Annotated in this window: 19 protein-coding genes; 8 read left to right on the top strand and 11 right to left on the bottom strand. The window is 56.0% G+C overall.

Annotated features, from left to right (window positions below; translation table 11 throughout):
- Nucleotides 1–89 precede the first annotated feature (89 nt).
- A complete protein-coding gene (glpX, locus tag DBY66_RS13870; protein ID WP_071668634.1) occupies nt 90–1,100 on the top strand; it encodes a class II fructose-bisphosphatase in 1,011 nt (336 codons plus the stop codon).
- On the opposite strand, the gene emrD is transcribed toward glpX, so the two are convergent.
- Nucleotides 1,090–2,286 carry a multidrug efflux MFS transporter EmrD gene (emrD, locus tag DBY66_RS13865; RefSeq protein WP_039381210.1) on the bottom strand — a complete coding sequence of 399 codons (1,197 nt, stop codon included), beginning with the start codon at nt 2,284–2,286 and terminating at the stop codon, nt 1,090–1,092. The two genes, glpX and emrD, sit on opposite strands and share 11 nt — an antisense overlap.
- On the opposite strand from emrD, the gene DBY66_RS13860 reads away from it, so the two are divergent.
- The 4 genes from DBY66_RS13860 to tpiA all read left to right on the top strand — a co-directional run bounded on the left by DBY66_RS13860 (nt 2,285) and on the right by tpiA (nt 4,898).
- A complete protein-coding gene (locus DBY66_RS13860; RefSeq protein WP_104086060.1) occupies nt 2,285–2,512 on the top strand; it encodes a hypothetical protein in 228 nt (75 codons plus the stop codon). The two genes, emrD and DBY66_RS13860, sit on opposite strands and share 2 nt — an antisense overlap.
- A 59-nt stretch (nt 2,513–2,571) precedes the next feature.
- Nucleotides 2,572–3,318: a ferredoxin--NADP(+) reductase gene (fpr, locus tag DBY66_RS13855; protein ID WP_039381212.1), complete on the top strand. Its 747-nt coding sequence runs from the start codon at nt 2,572–2,574 to the stop codon at nt 3,316–3,318.
- Between the two features lie 103 nt (nt 3,319–3,421).
- Nucleotides 3,422–4,009 (top strand): YiiQ family protein, encoded by a 588-nt coding sequence (locus tag DBY66_RS13850; RefSeq protein ID WP_039381214.1) that lies wholly within the window; start codon nt 3,422–3,424, stop codon nt 4,007–4,009.
- 121 nt (nt 4,010–4,130) lie between these two features.
- A complete protein-coding gene (gene tpiA, locus DBY66_RS13845; RefSeq protein ID WP_108570140.1) occupies nt 4,131–4,898 on the top strand; it encodes a triose-phosphate isomerase in 768 nt (255 codons plus the stop codon).
- A gap of 52 nt (nt 4,899–4,950) precedes the next feature.
- Here tpiA and DBY66_RS13840 read toward each other — a convergent pair whose 3' ends face one another.
- The 5 genes from DBY66_RS13840 to cpxP all read right to left on the bottom strand — a co-directional run bounded on the left by DBY66_RS13840 (nt 4,951) and on the right by cpxP (nt 9,743).
- The gene (locus tag DBY66_RS13840; RefSeq protein ID WP_108570141.1) at nt 4,951–5,706 is read right to left on the bottom strand and encodes a CDP-diacylglycerol diphosphatase; all 756 of its coding nucleotides are present in this window, start codon (nt 5,704–5,706) and stop codon (nt 4,951–4,953) included.
- 133 nt (nt 5,707–5,839) lie between these two features.
- On the bottom strand, nt 5,840–6,829 hold the full coding sequence (locus DBY66_RS13835; RefSeq protein ID WP_039381216.1) for a sulfate ABC transporter substrate-binding protein: 990 nt from the start codon (nt 6,827–6,829) through the stop codon (nt 5,840–5,842).
- 140 nt (nt 6,830–6,969) lie between these two features.
- Nucleotides 6,970–7,932: a 6-phosphofructokinase gene (pfkA, locus tag DBY66_RS13830; protein WP_039381217.1), complete on the bottom strand. Its 963-nt coding sequence runs from the start codon at nt 7,930–7,932 to the stop codon at nt 6,970–6,972.
- A gap of 207 nt (nt 7,933–8,139) precedes the next feature.
- On the bottom strand, nt 8,140–9,042 hold the full coding sequence (gene fieF / locus DBY66_RS13825; protein WP_104086058.1) for a CDF family cation-efflux transporter FieF: 903 nt from the start codon (nt 9,040–9,042) through the stop codon (nt 8,140–8,142).
- A gap of 188 nt (nt 9,043–9,230) precedes the next feature.
- Complete coding sequence (gene cpxP / locus DBY66_RS13820; RefSeq protein ID WP_039381219.1) at nt 9,231–9,743, bottom strand: cell-envelope stress modulator CpxP; 513 nt, start codon at nt 9,741–9,743, stop codon at nt 9,231–9,233.
- Nucleotides 9,744–9,893: 150 nt separating this feature from the next.
- Between cpxP and cpxR the strand changes: the two genes are divergently transcribed.
- The 3 genes from cpxR to trmL are packed head-to-tail and all read left to right on the top strand — an operon-like array spanning nt 9,894 to nt 12,477.
- The gene (gene cpxR, locus DBY66_RS13815; RefSeq protein ID WP_039381220.1) at nt 9,894–10,595 is read left to right on the top strand and encodes an envelope stress response regulator transcription factor CpxR; all 702 of its coding nucleotides are present in this window, start codon (nt 9,894–9,896) and stop codon (nt 10,593–10,595) included.
- Nucleotides 10,592–11,968, top strand: coding sequence for an envelope stress sensor histidine kinase CpxA (gene cpxA / locus DBY66_RS13810; protein WP_039381221.1), 1,377 nt, complete (start codon nt 10,592–10,594; stop codon nt 11,966–11,968). Before cpxR ends, cpxA begins: the two co-directional genes overlap by 4 nt.
- A gap of 35 nt (nt 11,969–12,003) precedes the next feature.
- Entirely contained in the window at nt 12,004–12,477 is a 474-nt protein-coding gene (trmL, locus tag DBY66_RS13805) for a tRNA (uridine(34)/cytosine(34)/5-carboxymethylaminomethyluridine(34)-2'-O)-methyltransferase TrmL (protein WP_039381222.1), read from the top strand.
- Here the strand turns inward: trmL and cysE are convergent.
- The 5 genes from cysE to DBY66_RS13780 form a co-directional block, all read right to left on the bottom strand.
- Nucleotides 12,474–13,289 (bottom strand): serine O-acetyltransferase, encoded by an 816-nt coding sequence (gene cysE / locus DBY66_RS13800; protein WP_039381223.1) that lies wholly within the window; start codon nt 13,287–13,289, stop codon nt 12,474–12,476. The two genes, trmL and cysE, sit on opposite strands and share 4 nt — an antisense overlap.
- Nucleotides 13,290–13,354: 65 nt before the next feature.
- The gene (gpsA, locus tag DBY66_RS13795; RefSeq protein WP_039381224.1) at nt 13,355–14,374 is read right to left on the bottom strand and encodes an NAD(P)H-dependent glycerol-3-phosphate dehydrogenase; all 1,020 of its coding nucleotides are present in this window, start codon (nt 14,372–14,374) and stop codon (nt 13,355–13,357) included.
- On the bottom strand, nt 14,374–14,838 hold the full coding sequence (gene secB / locus DBY66_RS13790) for a protein-export chaperone SecB (RefSeq protein ID WP_039381225.1): 465 nt from the start codon (nt 14,836–14,838) through the stop codon (nt 14,374–14,376). Before secB ends, gpsA begins: the two co-directional genes overlap by 1 nt.
- 40 nt (nt 14,839–14,878) lie before the next feature.
- Nucleotides 14,879–15,133 (bottom strand): glutaredoxin 3, encoded by a 255-nt coding sequence (gene grxC, locus DBY66_RS13785; protein WP_039381226.1) that lies wholly within the window; start codon nt 15,131–15,133, stop codon nt 14,879–14,881.
- 18 nt (nt 15,134–15,151) lie between these two features.
- Nucleotides 15,152–15,583, bottom strand: a complete 432-nt coding sequence (locus DBY66_RS13780; RefSeq protein ID WP_039381227.1) for a rhodanese-like domain-containing protein — start codon at nt 15,581–15,583, stop codon at nt 15,152–15,154.
- Nucleotides 15,584–15,720 lie beyond the last annotated feature (137 nt).

Here is a 15,720-nt window from a genome sequence, read left to right as displayed (position 1 = left end):
CTGCCCGCGGTCCGTGCCGCGGGTTTCCCCCTCTCTCGCTTTTACCGCTGTGCTACACTGCCCGCCTGTTTTTCTGTCAGGTGCAAACCATGAAACGCGAACTCGCAATTGAATTTTCCCGTGTCACTGAAGCGGCAGCGCTGGCTGGCTATCGCTGGTTAGGGCGTGGCGATAAAAATGCGGCCGACGGTGCCGCCGTTAACGCCATGCGCATTATGCTCAACACCATCAACATTGATGGCCGCATCGTTATTGGTGAAGGCGAAATTGATGAGGCGCCGATGCTCTATATCGGCGAGCAGGTCGGCACCGGTCAGGGTGATGCCGTGGACATTGCGGTCGATCCGATTGAAGGCACGCGCATGACCGCTCTGGGCCAGGCTAACGCGCTGGCGGTGCTGGCAGTCGGCGATAAAGGCAGCTTTCTGCACGCACCAGATATGTACATGGAGAAGCTGATCGTCGGACCGGGAGCGCGCGGCGCTATCGACCTCAGTCTGCCGCTGGAAACCAATCTTAAAAATATCGCCATTGCGCTCGGTAAGCCGCTCGCGCAGCTGACGGTATCCATTCTGGCGAAGCCACGCCATGACGCAGTTATTGCCCAGCTGCAGGCGCTCGGCGTGCGCGTGTTTGCTTTTCCCGATGGCGATGTGGCCGCGTCGATCCTCACCTGTATGCCTGACAGTGAAGTCGATGTGCTGTATGGCATCGGCGGCGCGCCTGAAGGCGTCGTCTCGGCAGCCGTGATCCGCGCCATGGATGGTGACATGCAGGCACGCCTGCTGGCGCGGCATCAGGTTAAAGGAGAGAGCGAAGAGAATCGCCGGCTGGGCGAACAGGAGCTGCTGCGCTGCGCGGAAATGGGGATTGCGGTGGGCAGCGTGTTAACGCTGAATGAGATGGCGCGCAACGACAACGTGATTTTTGCGGCCACCGGCATCACCAGCGGCGATCTGCTGAAGGGCATTACCTGTAACGGCAATATCGCCACCAGCGAGACGCTGCTGGTACGCGGCAAGTCGCGTACCATTCGCCGCATCCAGTCGATCCACTATCTGGATCGCAAGGATACGGCGCTGCACCCGTTTATCCTGTAACCGTCTGCTTGCCGCTCTCGGGATGACGTGAGAGCGGCCACCAGCACAGCAGCATCACCAGCGACGTGACAAACATCAGCAGGCCAAGGCTGGACTGATCGTGCTGCGGTAGCAGGGCAGAGAGCCACGCAACCACTCCTGAGCCCAGGTTCTGCAGGCCGCCAATCAGCGCTCCGGCGCTGCCCGCCAGCCAGGCGTAAGGCTCCATGGCACCCGATGTTGCCAGCGGGAACAGCATGCCGGCACCGAAGAAAAACAGCGCCGCCGGCACCAGCAGCGTCCAGATATTCATTACGCCAAACCATGACGGGATCCACATCAGCAGGCCAGCCAGCAGGCAGCTGTTTACCCCATACCACATCAGCGTATGCCAGGAGGTCTCTTCCCGGCCGGCAAACCAGGCACCAAAAAAGGCGGCCGGAATAGGCAGAATAAACAGAATGCTGACGGTCAGGCCATCCAGTCCCAGTACGCCGCCCATCAGCACACCGCAGCTCGCTTCAAAGACGGCGATGCCCGCCAGCGCGCCCACCAGCAGCAGCAGATAACGGATAAAATTGCCGTCGCTCAGCAGCGTGGCGTAGCGGCGCAGAAAAGGCGTAGCCGGTGCATCGCCCGGCCGGGTTTCCGGCAGCCAGCGCGCCATAGATGCCGTAACGCCCAGGCACAGCAGCAGCAGAAAGGCGAAGCAGGCGTGCCAGCCAATCAGCCGGGTCAGCAGCGCACCTATTACCGGTGCCAGCAGCGGACTCACCAGAATGCCCATATTCAGCAGGCTGTTGGCCCGCCGCAGCGCGGTTCCGGCATACAGATCGCGCGGCATCGTGCGCGCCATAACGCCGGCAACGCCGGTGCCGAGCCCCTGGATAGCGCTGCCCAGCACCAGCATCTGCAGCGATGAGGCGAACAGCGCGATCAGCGCACCACAGGCAAAGATCGTCATGCCGGTAAGGATCACCGGGCGACGTCCGACGCTGTCCGAGAGCGGGCCGTAGATCAGCTGCGATCCGCCATAGGTGATCAGATAGGCCGCCATGACCTGCTGCATTGCGCCGCTGCGCACGTTGAGCGCTTCTGCCATCACTGCCATAGCGGGCACATAAATGGTTTGTGCCATCTGACCCACGGCCACCAGCACAATCAGCATGAATAACAGAAAACGGTTTTGAGTTTTATCGATCTGCATGGAACAAAATATCAGCCTGAAAAAAGAACGCGCCGGCAGCACTCAGGGTTCGCCGGCAGTAATGGCGGCAAAAATATCAGGATTACGTGGCAAATCGAGAGCTGAGCTGCAGGAAGCCAGGTTGCCAGCCGTCAACCTCCTGTACCAGACTGTAAACAGGTTGCTACAGGTAGTGATCTGTGCGGCGGATTTGTCGCAAAGAGCGCTTTCGCCGCCGCCGGGCTGACAAGCGCAGAGCGGGCTGGTAAAGATAGCGATAACCGGGAGAATTCAACAGGAGCACCTATGGCCGAGTGGATTAATGCAGAAGTTAAAGAGGTGAAAAACTGGACCGACGCGCTGTTCAGCCTGCGCGTTACTGCCCCTATCGATCGGTTTATCGCCGGGCAGTTTGCCAAACTGGCGCTGGAAATAGAGGGTGAGCGCGTGCAGCGCGCTTACTCCTACGTTAACGCCCCCGACGATCCGCTGCTGGAGTTTTATCTGGTCACCGTACCGGAGGGTAAACTCAGTCCGCGCCTGCAGGCGCTGCAGCCGGGTGATCACGTCATGCTGACCAAAGAGGCAGCCGGCTTTTTCACCCTGGATGAAATCCCTGACTGCCGCACCCTGTGGATGCTGGCGACCGGCACCGCCATCGGCCCCTACCTGTCAATTTTACAGCAGGGCGAAGGTCTGGATCGCTTTGACCATATTGTCCTGATTCACGCTGCGCGCTATGCCAGCGACCTTAGCTTTCTGCCGCTGATGCAGACGCTGCAGCAGCGGTATGCGGGCAAGCTGCAGATTCAGACCGTGGTCAGCCGTGAAAACAGCCCGGGTTCGCTGCAGGGCCGGGTACCGCAGCTGATTGAGAGCGGTGAGCTGGAGCGTGCCGTGGGTCTGTCGCTCGACGCAGAGAGCAGCCACGTTATGCTGTGTGGTAATCCACAGATGGTGCGCGATACCCAGCAGCTGCTGAAAGAGAGCCGCGATATGCGCAAACATTTCAAACGCAAGCCGGGCCACATGACCAGCGAACACTACTGGTAAGGATGCCGTAACATCCCGCCACGCTTTTCACCGCGCGGATTTTGACTTTCGGCGGTAAAACCCGTTTTAATCTGCCATAAGTGAATGATTCAGGGCCGATGCAATGAAGAAACTGTCAGCCGCGCTGCTGCTTAGCTGCGCGCTGTCATCTCCCGCCCGGGCAGACGAGCCGCCACCCGATCGCAGTGCGCATCTGCCGGTGGCGCCTTATCTGCTGACGGGCGCGCCTGCGTTTGATATGACGATCGCGCAGTTTCGTGAAAGCTATAACGCGGCTAATCCTGCACTGCCGCTGCTGGAATATCGTGCAATAGACAATCGTGATGACAAGAGCCATCTGACGCGCGCAGCCAGCAAAATCAGCGAAACGCTTTACTCTTCCACCGCGCTGGAACAGGGCACCGGAAAGATTAAAACGCTGCAGATCACCTGGCTGCCGGTGCCGGGTCCGGAGATGAAGCAGGCTCAGCTGCAGGCGATGAATTATATGAGCGCTCTGCTGCGCTATTTCGTGCCGGGACTCTCGCCCGAAGAGGGACGCCAGAAGCTGGACGCGTTACTGAGCGCCGGCAAAGGCGTTCGCTATTTCAGCCGCACGGAGGGCGCACTGCGCTTTGTGGTGGCTGACAATGGCGACAAGGGCCTGACGTTTGCCGTAGAGCCGATTAAGCTCACGCTGGCTACTCCCTGATATCGCAGGCAGAAGTGACGAAAAGCAAAGCCAGCGCCCCTTTTGATCTCTATACTGTCTGGCAGACATCGCTGCCATGACGGCAGCGCTATTTCATGAATCGCGTAATGCGGAGGAACGAATGCGACATCCACTGGTTATGGGTAACTGGAAACTGAATGGCAGCAAGCAGATGACCGGCGAGCTGATTGAAGGTCTGCGTACCGCGCTGTCAGGCGTGGACGGCTGTGGTGTAGCGATTGCTCCACCGGCAATTTATCTGGATCAGGCAAAACATGCGATTTCCGGTAGCCACATTGCGCTGGGCGCGCAGAATGTCGATGTTAACCTTTCAGGTGCATTCACCGGTGAAACCTCCGCAGAGATGCTGAAAGATATCGGCGCAAAGTACATCATCATCGGTCACTCTGAGCGTCGCACTTATCACAAAGAGAGCGACGAATTTATCGCGAAGAAGTTTGCGGTGCTGAAAGAGGCAGGTCTGGTGCCGGTACTCTGCATCGGCGAAACCGAAGCGGAAAATGAAGCAGGCAAAACCGAAGAAGTGTGCGCGCGTCAGCTGGATGCCGTGCTGGAAACTCAGGGCGCAGCAGCGTTTGAAGGTGCAGTCATCGCCTATGAACCCGTCTGGGCTATCGGCACCGGCAAGTCGGCCACGCCAGCGCAGGCGCAGGCGGTGCACAAATTTATTCGCGATCATATTGCGAAGAAAGATGCCGCTGTCGCACAGCAGGTCATTATTCAGTATGGCGGCTCAGTAAACGATAAAAATGCGGCTGAACTCTTTACCCAGCCCGATATCGACGGGGCGCTGGTAGGCGGCGCATCGCTGAAAGCAGACGCCTTTGCCGTAATCGTAAAAGCGGCGTCAGCAGCGAAAAAAGCATAAGCTTTTTTATAACCTGTTTCAGGGCGGCCTTACGGCCGCCTTTTTTGTACATTTACTTATTGAGCAGCTGACACTGATAATCCTGGAGTTCGCCTGCCGATCCACCATTCAGCATCAGCCAGTTACGCTCCAGCGCCAGCAACGCTAATCGGCCATCCGGTAATGCTGTCAATGCCATCCCATAGTGCCCCATTTTTTCGCGCGCCCCTGCCACTTCTTTCGCCAGACGGATAAACGCACTTTGATTGAACAAGTGTGCTTCAGAGATTGCGCGAACCAGATAGCGATGCCGGTTTATTGTCACAGGCTGCCACGCGTCATGCAGGTGAGATGCCTGACTATCGAGCAGCTGACGCACCTCCGGACGCAGACAGGAGAGATGGATATGCAGCTGATTTTGAGAGCGTCCATACTGCGCATTGATCGCCAGAGAAAATGCGCTATCGCTGACTGGCTGACTGCCCTGAACCAGCAGATCGCGATGCTGCCAGGCAGCCGCGAAAAAGTTGGGCGTGTCCGGGTCCAGCAACACCGGACTTTCCATACCAGATATTTTTTCGATGGGCATCAACAGATAATGATGCGGGCCTTTAATATCTTTGTAGATAACATGACCCTGCCGGAGATTAACTTCTTTGCAAGGGGCTGGTTTGCTGTGTTGCGCCATAGCGGGCACACACTGTTCGCTTACAATCCGCCACAGCGCCTCGCCATTCCGGTAGTAATAAAAAATGGCTATGCTCAGCATGACAATAATGATAACCAGACTCCACACCAGGCCTGATAAAAACCGATTCCTTTCTTTCATAATCAATCCCTTAGCTACTGATGAAATGGTCTTATTTTAATCAGTTACACAGCGTGATGACTATCATATATCGATTTTTATACAAAAAAAGGTCAGCTAAAAGCTGACCTTTTTTATCGCTCATAGTGAGTAATCAGGGCTTCATAACCTGATCGTAGCTGCCACCGTCGGCGAAGTGATCTTTCTGCGCTTTACTCCAGCCGCCAAATTTCTCATCTACGGTGAAGAGTTTTACTGGTGCAAAGGTACTGGCGAACTTCTTCGCGACCTCTGCATCACGCGGACGATAGAAGTTCTGCGCCGCGATAGTCTGGCCTTCCGGCGAGTAGAGATATTTCAGGTAAGCTTCCGCCACGCTGCGTGTACCCTGCGCGTCGACCACTTTATCCACTACAGAAACCGTTGGCTCTGCAAGAATAGACTCGCCTGGCGTCACGATTTCAAACTTATCTTTACCCAGTTTTTCTACCGCCAGATACGCTTCGTTTTCCCAGGCGATCAGTACGTCGCCTATTCCGCGCTCTACAAACGTATTGGTTGCGCCGCGCGCACCGGAATCCTGCACCTCAACATTTTTAAACAGCGCTTTCACATAAGCGAGCGCTTTAGCCTGGTCGCCCTGATTCTGATCAAGCGCCCAGCCCCATGCCGCCAGATAGTTCCAGCGGGCACCGCCGGAAGTTTTCGGATTTGGCGTGATCACGGATACGCCAGGCTTAGTCAGATCTGACCAGTCATGAATATTTTTGGGATTGCCTTTGCGTACCAGAAACACAATGGTGGAGGTATAGGGCGCAGAGTTATCCGGCAGGCGTTTGATCCAGTTTTTGTCGATACGGCCGCGCTCAGCAATCGCATCCACATCGGACTGCAGCGCCAGCGTAACCACATCGGCACGAATACCGTTGATGACGGAGGTCGCCTGCTTGCCGGAACCGCCGTGCGACTGACGGATCACCACGTTATCACCGGTTTCCTGCTTGTAATGGGCGCTGAAGGCCTTGTTATATTGTTCGTACAGTTCGCGGGTCGGATCGTATGAGACGTTTAACAGCTGATAATCCTTTGCCAGCGCACCAGACGATGCCAGTAACAAGGTGATGCCGATACTCCACTTATTCATTTCCTGCTCTCCCGCGTAGGTTATGCCGCAAGAGTGACACAAAGCGAACAGTGGATTAAAGAATTAAAAATAAGCAGTTATAACTTGCAGGAATATAAAAAAGAGGAAAAGGCGCGAACGGGATCGCGCCTGCATGCAGATCAGTAGAGCTTTTTCGCCGTATCGAGCCAGTCGCGCTTGAACGGACGCTTCATGTTCTCAATCGCGTCGATGATATCGTGGTGCACCATCTTCTCATTCTGGATCCCGACACAGCGGCCGCCATAGCCCTGCAGCAGCAGCTCAATCGAGTAAGCGCCCATACGCGACGCCAGAATGCGGTCGTAAGCACAGGGCGCGCCGCCGCGCTGGATATGTCCGAGCACGGTGGCGCGGGTTTCACGCTTTGTCTCTTCTTCGATGAAGCGCGCCAGATCGTCGATATCGCAGATGTGCTCGGTAATCGCCACGATGGCGTGCTTTTTCCCTTTTGCAATGCCCGCCTTAATCTCTTCAACCAGCTCTTCACGGGTATACGGGATTTCCGGCAGCACAATAAATTCGCAGCCGCCGGCAATCGCCGCGGCCAGCGTCAGATCGCCACAGTAGCGGCCCATCACTTCCACAATTGAGATACGCTGATGCGATGAGGAGGTATCGCGCAGGCGGTCAATCGCTTCCACCACCGTTTCCAGCGCGGTGAAATAACCGATGGTGTAGTCAGTCCCGGCCACATCGTTATCGATGGTGCCTGGCAGACCGATGCAGGGGAACCCCATCTCAGTCAGCCGTTTGGCACCCATGTAGGAGCCGTCACCACCAATCACCACCAGCGCGTCGATACCCCGCTTCTTCATGTTTTCGATCGCTGCCTGGCGTACCTCTTCATTACGGAACTCAGGAAAGCGCGCCGAGCCAAGAAAAGTGCCGCCGCGGTTAATCATGTCAGAAACGCTGTAGCGGTCGAGATTGATCATGCGATCTTCATACAGACCCAGATAGCCGTCATAGATACCAAAAACTTCCAGGCCTTCACTCAGGGCGGAACGGACAACTCCGCGAATGGCTGCGTTCATGCCCGGGGCGTCGCCGCCACTGGTCAGTACTCCGATTTTTTTGATCATGACAACCTCTGGATTGTTCAAAACTAAGGATTATTCCCGCCGATCGACCGGGTCATGCCTGCTCCCGAACGTGGGGCTTAATAGTTGCAGATAGTATATCAAAGGCTCAATGCTGAATTGATTCAGGTCAGACAAGTTTTCGCTAATTTTTTAAAGAGTTGTTAGCGTTTTGTCATTTTTAACATATAAGCGCCTGAATTAGAAAAGCTAAAAGCGGAAAAAGCCCTGCTGATGTTCCGGTACGACCGAGCAGGGATCCTGGTGAATAATGATGTCAGAACCTGGAAATTTCCGGCGCAGCGCCTGTTCAATCTCATCAGCAACGTGATGCGCCTGAACCAGCGGCAGCGCATCTTCCATTTCCAGATGCAGCTGAATAAACCGCGTCGGCCCTGACTGCCTGGTACGCAATGCATGCGCGCCGCATACGCCAGGCCACTGTGTCACCAGTGCAATAATCTGCTGCTTCTCCTGCTCCGGCAGCGCGCGATCCAGCAGCGCCTGCACGGCTTCATATCCCATACGCAGCGCGTTATAGAGGATATAGACGCCGATCCCCAGCGCAAACAGCGCATCAGCACGCGCAAAACCGTAGCTGCTCAGACCCAGCGCCACCAGAATCGCGCCATTCATAACGATATCTGACTGATAGTGCAGCATATCGGCGCGAATCGCCTGACTGCGGGTGCGCCGTACAACCCAGCGCTGGAAAGCCACCAGCGCCAGCGTGGAAAAGAGGGCAACAATGGTTACGACAACGCCGACCAGCGGCGCGCGCAGCGCTTCCGGTTTTGCCAGGTGCTGAATGCCGGTCAGAAACAGAAAGAGCGCGGAGCCGGAGATAAACATGCTCTGCGCCAGCGCCGCCAGCGATTCTGCTTTGCCATGGCCGAAAGTGTGATCATCGTCGGCGGGCTGCAACGCATAACGCACCACCAGCAGATTGGTCAGCGAGGCGGCGATGTCGACCAGCGAATCCACCAGTGCCGCCAGCACGCTGACCGATCCGGTGTACCACCAGGCAAAAATCTTGACCAGCAGCAGCGCCAGCGCCAGTGAGGTAGCGGCCAGCGCAGCGCGCCGGACCAGTGTTGCGTACTCAGAATCCATGTTTCGCCCTATTAAACAGATGCGCGTGCCCGCCTTAACTGAAAACAAGTTTATCATCAGTCCGGCAGAGCTGCGTCTGCGATGCGCTATTCACCGGCAACGGCATACGGCGGGCAAAAAAAACCCCGCCATCATGGCGGGGGAAGACAGGGATGGTGTCTATGGCAAGGAAAAACAGGGATACTATGTTACTGGTTACTACTGGTGCTACTCACTGCTTGCAGCGATGACGACGACTGCAATCCTGAGAACCGACGAACATCATTCAGCCGGCGTTCATGATTCTTTTTTAACGCTGCCTGCTGCACAGGTGTCAGCAGGTGATACATCTGATTACGAACCCGGGCCATCTCAACCTGCAGGTCAACCTGCGCGCGGGCCTGTTTTTCAGCCAGCTGGCGGATCGCCGATTCGTTAAATTTGTCTGCAGTGACAAGGTCATGCATAGTTTCAATATCCTGAACGCTTAACACCGGGCGCTCATGACGTGCTTGCTGCATCAGGTCCCGCATTTGCTGCCGCTGCTGTTCGGTAAGCTCAATACCATCGAACATGTGACTTTGCGGATTTTGCGTCATACTGCCTGTCGTCAAGCCGCCGTTTTGATGCATCTCTTCAATCGCTGTCGTCTCTGCTGCAACTGCGCTGGCGTGACTAAGAACCATCGCTGAAGCAATGACGATGACGGTTAAGTTGCGCATCGTTTACTCCCGGTTTGCTCTGTTTTGCGATTCAACGAGACCCAGTTTACGGCGGCAGCTGCAAACAACCGTCAGGGGGTGTAAAACTACGTAAAGCGTTGGATTGCCAGTGTGGGAACACGGTATTTTGCCTGCGGAGGGCAATAAAAAATGAATAAAATCCTGTTGGTAGATGACGACCGCGAATTAACTTCGCTGCTTAAAGAATTACTCGAAATGGAAGGGTTTGAAGTCATTGTAGCCAGCGATGGAGAGCAGGCACTTACTCTGCTGGACAGCTCTGTTGACCTGCTGCTGCTGGATGTCATGATGCCGAAGAAAAACGGTATCGATACGTTGAAAGAGCTGCGTCAGCAGCATCAGACGCCGGTCATTATGCTGACCGCGCGCGGCAGCGAACTGGATCGCGTTCTGGGGCTGGAGCTGGGGGCGGATGACTACCTGCCTAAACCGTTCAACGACCGTGAACTGGTGGCGCGTATTCGTGCGATCCTGCGTCGTTCAAACTGGAGCGAGCAGCAGCAACAGCAGCACGATACCAGTTCGCCGACGCTTGAAGTCGACTGCCTGCGTCTGAATCCGGGGCGCCAGGAGGCGAGCTTCGATAACGAAACGCTCGATCTCACCGGCACCGAGTTCACGCTGCTTTACCTGCTGGCGCAGCATCTTGGCCAGGTGGTATCGCGCGAGCATCTCAGTCAGGAAGTGCTTGGCAAACGCCTGACGCCCTTTGACCGTGCCATCGATATGCATATCTCCAACCTGCGCCGCAAACTCCCTGAGCGTCGTGATGGCCATCCATGGTTCAAAACGCTGCGCGGACGCGGCTATCTGATGGTTTCTGCATCATGATAGGCAGTCTGACGACCCGCATCTTCGCCATCTTCTGGCTTACGCTGGCGCTGGTGTTGATGCTGGTCCTGATGGTGCCCAAGCTCGATTCGCGTCAGATGACCGCTCTGATGGAAAGCGAACAGCGGCAGGGCACCATGATTGAGCAGCATGTGGAAGCGGAACTCTCTCAGGATCCGCCTAATGACCTGATGTGGTGGCGCCGGCTGTTTCGCGCTATCGACAAATGGGCGCCGCCGGGTCAGCGCCTGCTGCTGGTCACCAGTGAAGGCCGGGTCATCGGCGCACAGCACAATGAAATGCAGGTGATCCGCAACTTTATCGGTCAGTCAGATAACGCCGATCACCCGCAGAAGAAAAAATATGGCCGCGTTGAGATGGTTGGTCCCTTTGCCGTACGCGACGGTGAAGATAACTATCAGCTCTATCTGATCCGACCAGCCACCAGTTCTCAGCTCGATTTTATCAACCTGTTATTCGACCGGCCGCTGCTGCTGCTGATTGTCACGATGCTGATTAGCTCTCCGCTGCTGCTCTGGCTGGCATGGAGCCTGGCTCGACCGGCGCGCAAGCTGAAATACGCGGCGGATGAAGTGGCCAGCGGCAATCTGCGTCAGCATCCTGAACTGGAGTCAGGTCCGCAGGAGTTTCTGGCGGCCGGATCCAGTTTTAATCAGATGGTCAGCGCGCTTGAGCGCATGATGACTGCCCAGCAGCGCCTGTTGTCCGACATCAGCCATGAGCTGCGCACTCCGCTGACGCGCCTCCAGCTGGCTACGGCTCTGCTGCGTCGTCGTCATGGCGAAGGGAAAGAGCTGCAGCGCATTGAGACCGAAGCGCAGCGGCTGGATGGCATGATCAACGATCTGCTGGTGCTGTCACGTACCCAGCATAAAAACGCCCTGGTCAGCGAGGCGATGAAAGCAAACCAGCTATGGAACGGCGTGCTGGAGGATGCGCGCTTTGAAGCGGAACAGATGGGTAAAACCATGGAAGTGCCCTATCCGCCTGGCCCGTGGCCGCTGTATGGCAACCCGCATGCGCTGGAGAGCGCTCTGGAGAACATCGTGCGCAATGCGCTGCGCTATTCTGATTCACACATCAGCGTGAGCTTCTCGGTGGATATTCAGGGCATTACCGTTCACGTGGATGATGACGGTCCGGGCGTAAGCGAAGAAGATCGCGAGCAGATTTTCCGCCCGTTTTATCGCACTGATGAAGCGCGCGATCGCGAGTCTGGCGGCACCGGGCTTGGGCTGGCAATTGTGGAGACGGCCGTACAGCAGCACCGCGGCTGGGTCAAAGCAGATAACAGCCCGCTGGGCGGGCTGCGCCTGACGCTCTGGCTCCCGCTATACTCTGCCCGCCAGTAATTTGTTATGCTTCGGCCCCTGATTGCGGGGGCCTTATGCTGAACATTGTTTTATTCGAACCTGAAATACCACCCAACACTGGTAATATCATCCGCCTGTGCGCTAACACCGGCTTTCAGCTGCATCTGATTGAGCCGCTTGGCTTTGCGTGGGATGACAAACGGCTGCGCCGCGCCGGACTTGATTATCATGAATATACCGCGCTGAAAAAACACGCCAGCTACAGCGCTTTCCTCGCGTCTGAGGCGCCGCAGCGTCTGTTTGCCCTGACCACGAAAGGTACGCCAGCACACAGCGCCGTCAGCTATCAGGCCGGGGACTACCTGCTGTTTGGCCCGGAAAGCCGGGGCCTGCCCGCGGAAATCCTTGACGCCCTGCCTGCCGGACAGAAGATACGCATCCCGATGCGCGCCGAAAGCCGCAGCATGAATCTCTCCAATGCCGTATCAGTGGTGGTGTATGAAGCGTGGCGCCAGCTCGATTTCGCCGGCGCGCTGATCAGAGATTAAATCCCGTCACCGTATTCAAAACCGGCGCCGGTAAAATGCTGATCCATATCCATTGAGGGTTTATCGCTGGCGGGTTTGCCCACAATGCGCGCCGGAACGCCAGCGGCGGTGGTATGCGGGGGAACAGGCTGCAGTACCACCGAGCCGGCACCGATTTTTGCTCCGCGACCTACGTCTATGTTGCCGAGGATTTTAGCGCCGGCACCAATCATAACGCCTTCGCGAATTTTAGGATGGCGATCGCCGCTGGTTTTGCCGGTCCCGCCCAGTGTAACGGATTGCAGGATAGAGACATCATTTTCTACTACGGCCGTTTCGCCGATCACAATACCCGTAGCGTGATCCAGCATGATCCCGCGCCCGATACGGGCCGCCGGGTGAATATCAACGGCGAAGGAAACGGAGATCTCATTTTGCAGATAGACAGCCAGCGCGCGGCGACCCTCTTTCCACAGCCAGTGGCCAATACGATAGGCCTGCAGCGCATGGAAGCCTTTCAGGTAGAGCAGCGGCGTAGAGTATTTGTCTACTGCCGGATCGCGCTGGCGTACGGCCTGAATATCATAGGCCGCTGAGACAATCATCTCCGGATCCTGACGATACGCTTCTTCAACAATTTCACGCACAGCGATAGCAGGCATAATCGGATTCGCCAGCTTGTTCGCCAGCATGTAGCTGAGCGCGCTGCCGAGATTTTCATGTTTCAGCAAAGTCGCGTGATAAAAGCTGGCCAGCATCGGTTCGCAATCTGCCAGCGCTCTGGCTTCTGCTTTGATATGGTTCCAGACCAGTTCTAACTCTTCAGACGACATTGCTGTTTACTCCCATAAAAAAGCGCCGCAGAGGCGCTACAGGTTGGTGTGCTGAGCATCCTGCTCTAGCCCGGGCTGTTTTCGTCCTTCCTTGCACGACCCAGTAAGCTTAATGCTGCCTCTCGCGCCGTTTTTTCGCAATACAGTACCTGATAAATCTGCTCGGTTATCGGCATTTCAACGCCCATTCTCGCTGCCAGGGCTTTGACTTCTTTGGTATTTCTGTAGCCTTCTACAACTTGTCCGATAATGCGTTGCGCCTCTTCAACGCTCTCGCCCTGACCCAGCATCATGCCAAAACGGCGATTGCGTGACTGGTTATCGGTGCAGGTCAGCACCAGATCGCCCAGTCCTGCCATGCCCATAAACGTTACCGGATCGGCACCCAGCGCCGCGCCCAGACGGCTCATCTCTGCCAGGCCACGGGTGATCAGTGCGGTACGTGCGTTAGCGCCGAAGCCGATACCGTCTGAGATGCCGGCACCGATAGCAATAACGTTTTTAACGGCCCCGCCCAGCTGAACACCGGTAAAATCGGCGTTGTTATAAACGCGGAAGCTTTTGCCGCAGTGCAGCTTCTGCTGCAGATCGTCAGCAAACTCCGCATCGGTCGCCGCAAGTGCGATAGCGGTAGGTAAACCGGCGGCCAGCTCTTTGGCAAAAGTAGGCCCGGAAATTACCGCCAGCGGAATAGCGTCGCCCAGGATCTCCCGCGCAACGTCCTGCAGCAAACGGCCGGTCTCTTTTTCCAGGCCTTTGGTAGCCCAGACAACACGGGAATCGATACGCAGGTAAGGTTTAATCTGCTGCAGCACGTCGCCAAAAACATGGCTCGGTACTACTACCAGCAGATCGCGGCTCGCGCGAACCACCTGGGCGAGATCGGCTTCAGGGATCAGATTATCGGGAAAAGGAACATCGGGCAGGAAAGCGGTGTTACAGCGGTCAGCCTGCAGGCGGGCGACGCTTTGCGGATTGTGGCCCCAGAGCAGAACCGGATGCCCGTTGCGAGCCAGCGTGATAGCGAGAGCGGTGCCGTACGAGCCGGCACCGAGTACGCTGATAGACGCGTTATCTGTTGTCATCAGGCATCCTGACGTGGCGCTTCGCCTTCACCTTGCTGCTGCAGGTAGTTCATGAACAGCGCATCGAAGTTAACCGGAGCCAGATTGAGCTGCGGGAACGTACCGCGTGAAACCAGGCTGGTCACGCACTCACGTGCGTAAGGGAACAGAATGTTCGGGCAGTATGCGCCAAGGCAGTGCGCCATCTGCGTGCCATCAATACCGCTGATGGTAAAGATACCCGCCTGCTGTACTTCGCACAGGAATGCGGTCTCTTCGCCTACGGTTGCGGTTACCGTCACGCGCAGCACCACTTCATACACTTCATCAGCCAGCTGAGAAGAGGCGGTATCCAGATCCAGTTTGACTTCCGGCTCCCACTCTTTCTGAAAAACCTGTGGTGCGTTTGGCGCTTCAAAAGAGACATCTTTGGTATAAACGCGCTGGATCTGGAACTGCATTTCGTTGGTGCTTTGTTCTGACATGTTACTAAGTCCTTAAGTGATAATTATCAGTGCAGAAGAGTTAAGCCTGAAGCAGAGGATCGAGTCCCTGACGCCCGTCCAGCGCGTAGAGATCGTCACAACCACCGATGTGCTGAGCGTCGATAAAAACCTGCGGCACCGTGGTGCGGCCACTGCGCCGGATCATCTCTTCACGTTTCATTGCGTCCCCATCGATAGGGATCTCCTGATAAGAAACGCCTTTCTGATCCAGTAACGCCTTTGCACGATGGCAGTATGGGCAGGTTACTTTGGTGTAAATCTCAACATTAGCCATGCGGAATACCTCAGATGATTATTTACCGCGAACCAGCGGCAGGTTTTCGCCACTCCAGCCGCTGACGCCATCTTTCAGGACAGCGACATGTTCAAAGCCTGCTGCGCTCAGCGTTGCTGCTGAATCGCCCGCGCTCTGACCGGTGGCACATACCACAATTATGGGCTGCGACTTGTGCTTTTCCAGCTCGCCGAAGCTGCCTTTTTTAATATCTGCTGCTGCTACGTTAACCGCGCCGGAAATATGTCCCTTGCGATAATCGTCGCGTGAACGCACGTCTACTACCACCGCGTTCTCTTTATTAATCAGATGGGTCGCTTCGCCACGGCTGATGGTTTTTACCTTAGAGAACATCCCTTTAACGGTGGTCACAATCACCAGAATAAGTAAAACGACCCATGCCAGACTAAGGATGGGGTGATTGCTTGCAAACTGCATGATTTCTTGCATGAGAGGTAACGACTCCAGACCGGGCTTATAAGCTAAAACAAGGGTTCTGAGTATACCTGCGCCACTTCGCATGTACAGTCGCGATGCGGGCAGAGATACGATTTGTGCGTCATTTTCCAAAAAAAATGTTTTAATCG

The sequence above is a fragment of the Pantoea sp. RIT413 genome (genome assembly GCF_003057675.2).
GTDB classification, from domain to species: Bacteria; Pseudomonadota; Gammaproteobacteria; order Enterobacterales; family Enterobacteriaceae; genus Pantoea; species Pantoea eucrina.
Note: the sequence above shows the minus strand (reverse complement) of the source record. Positions and strands in the feature narration are given on the sequence as shown.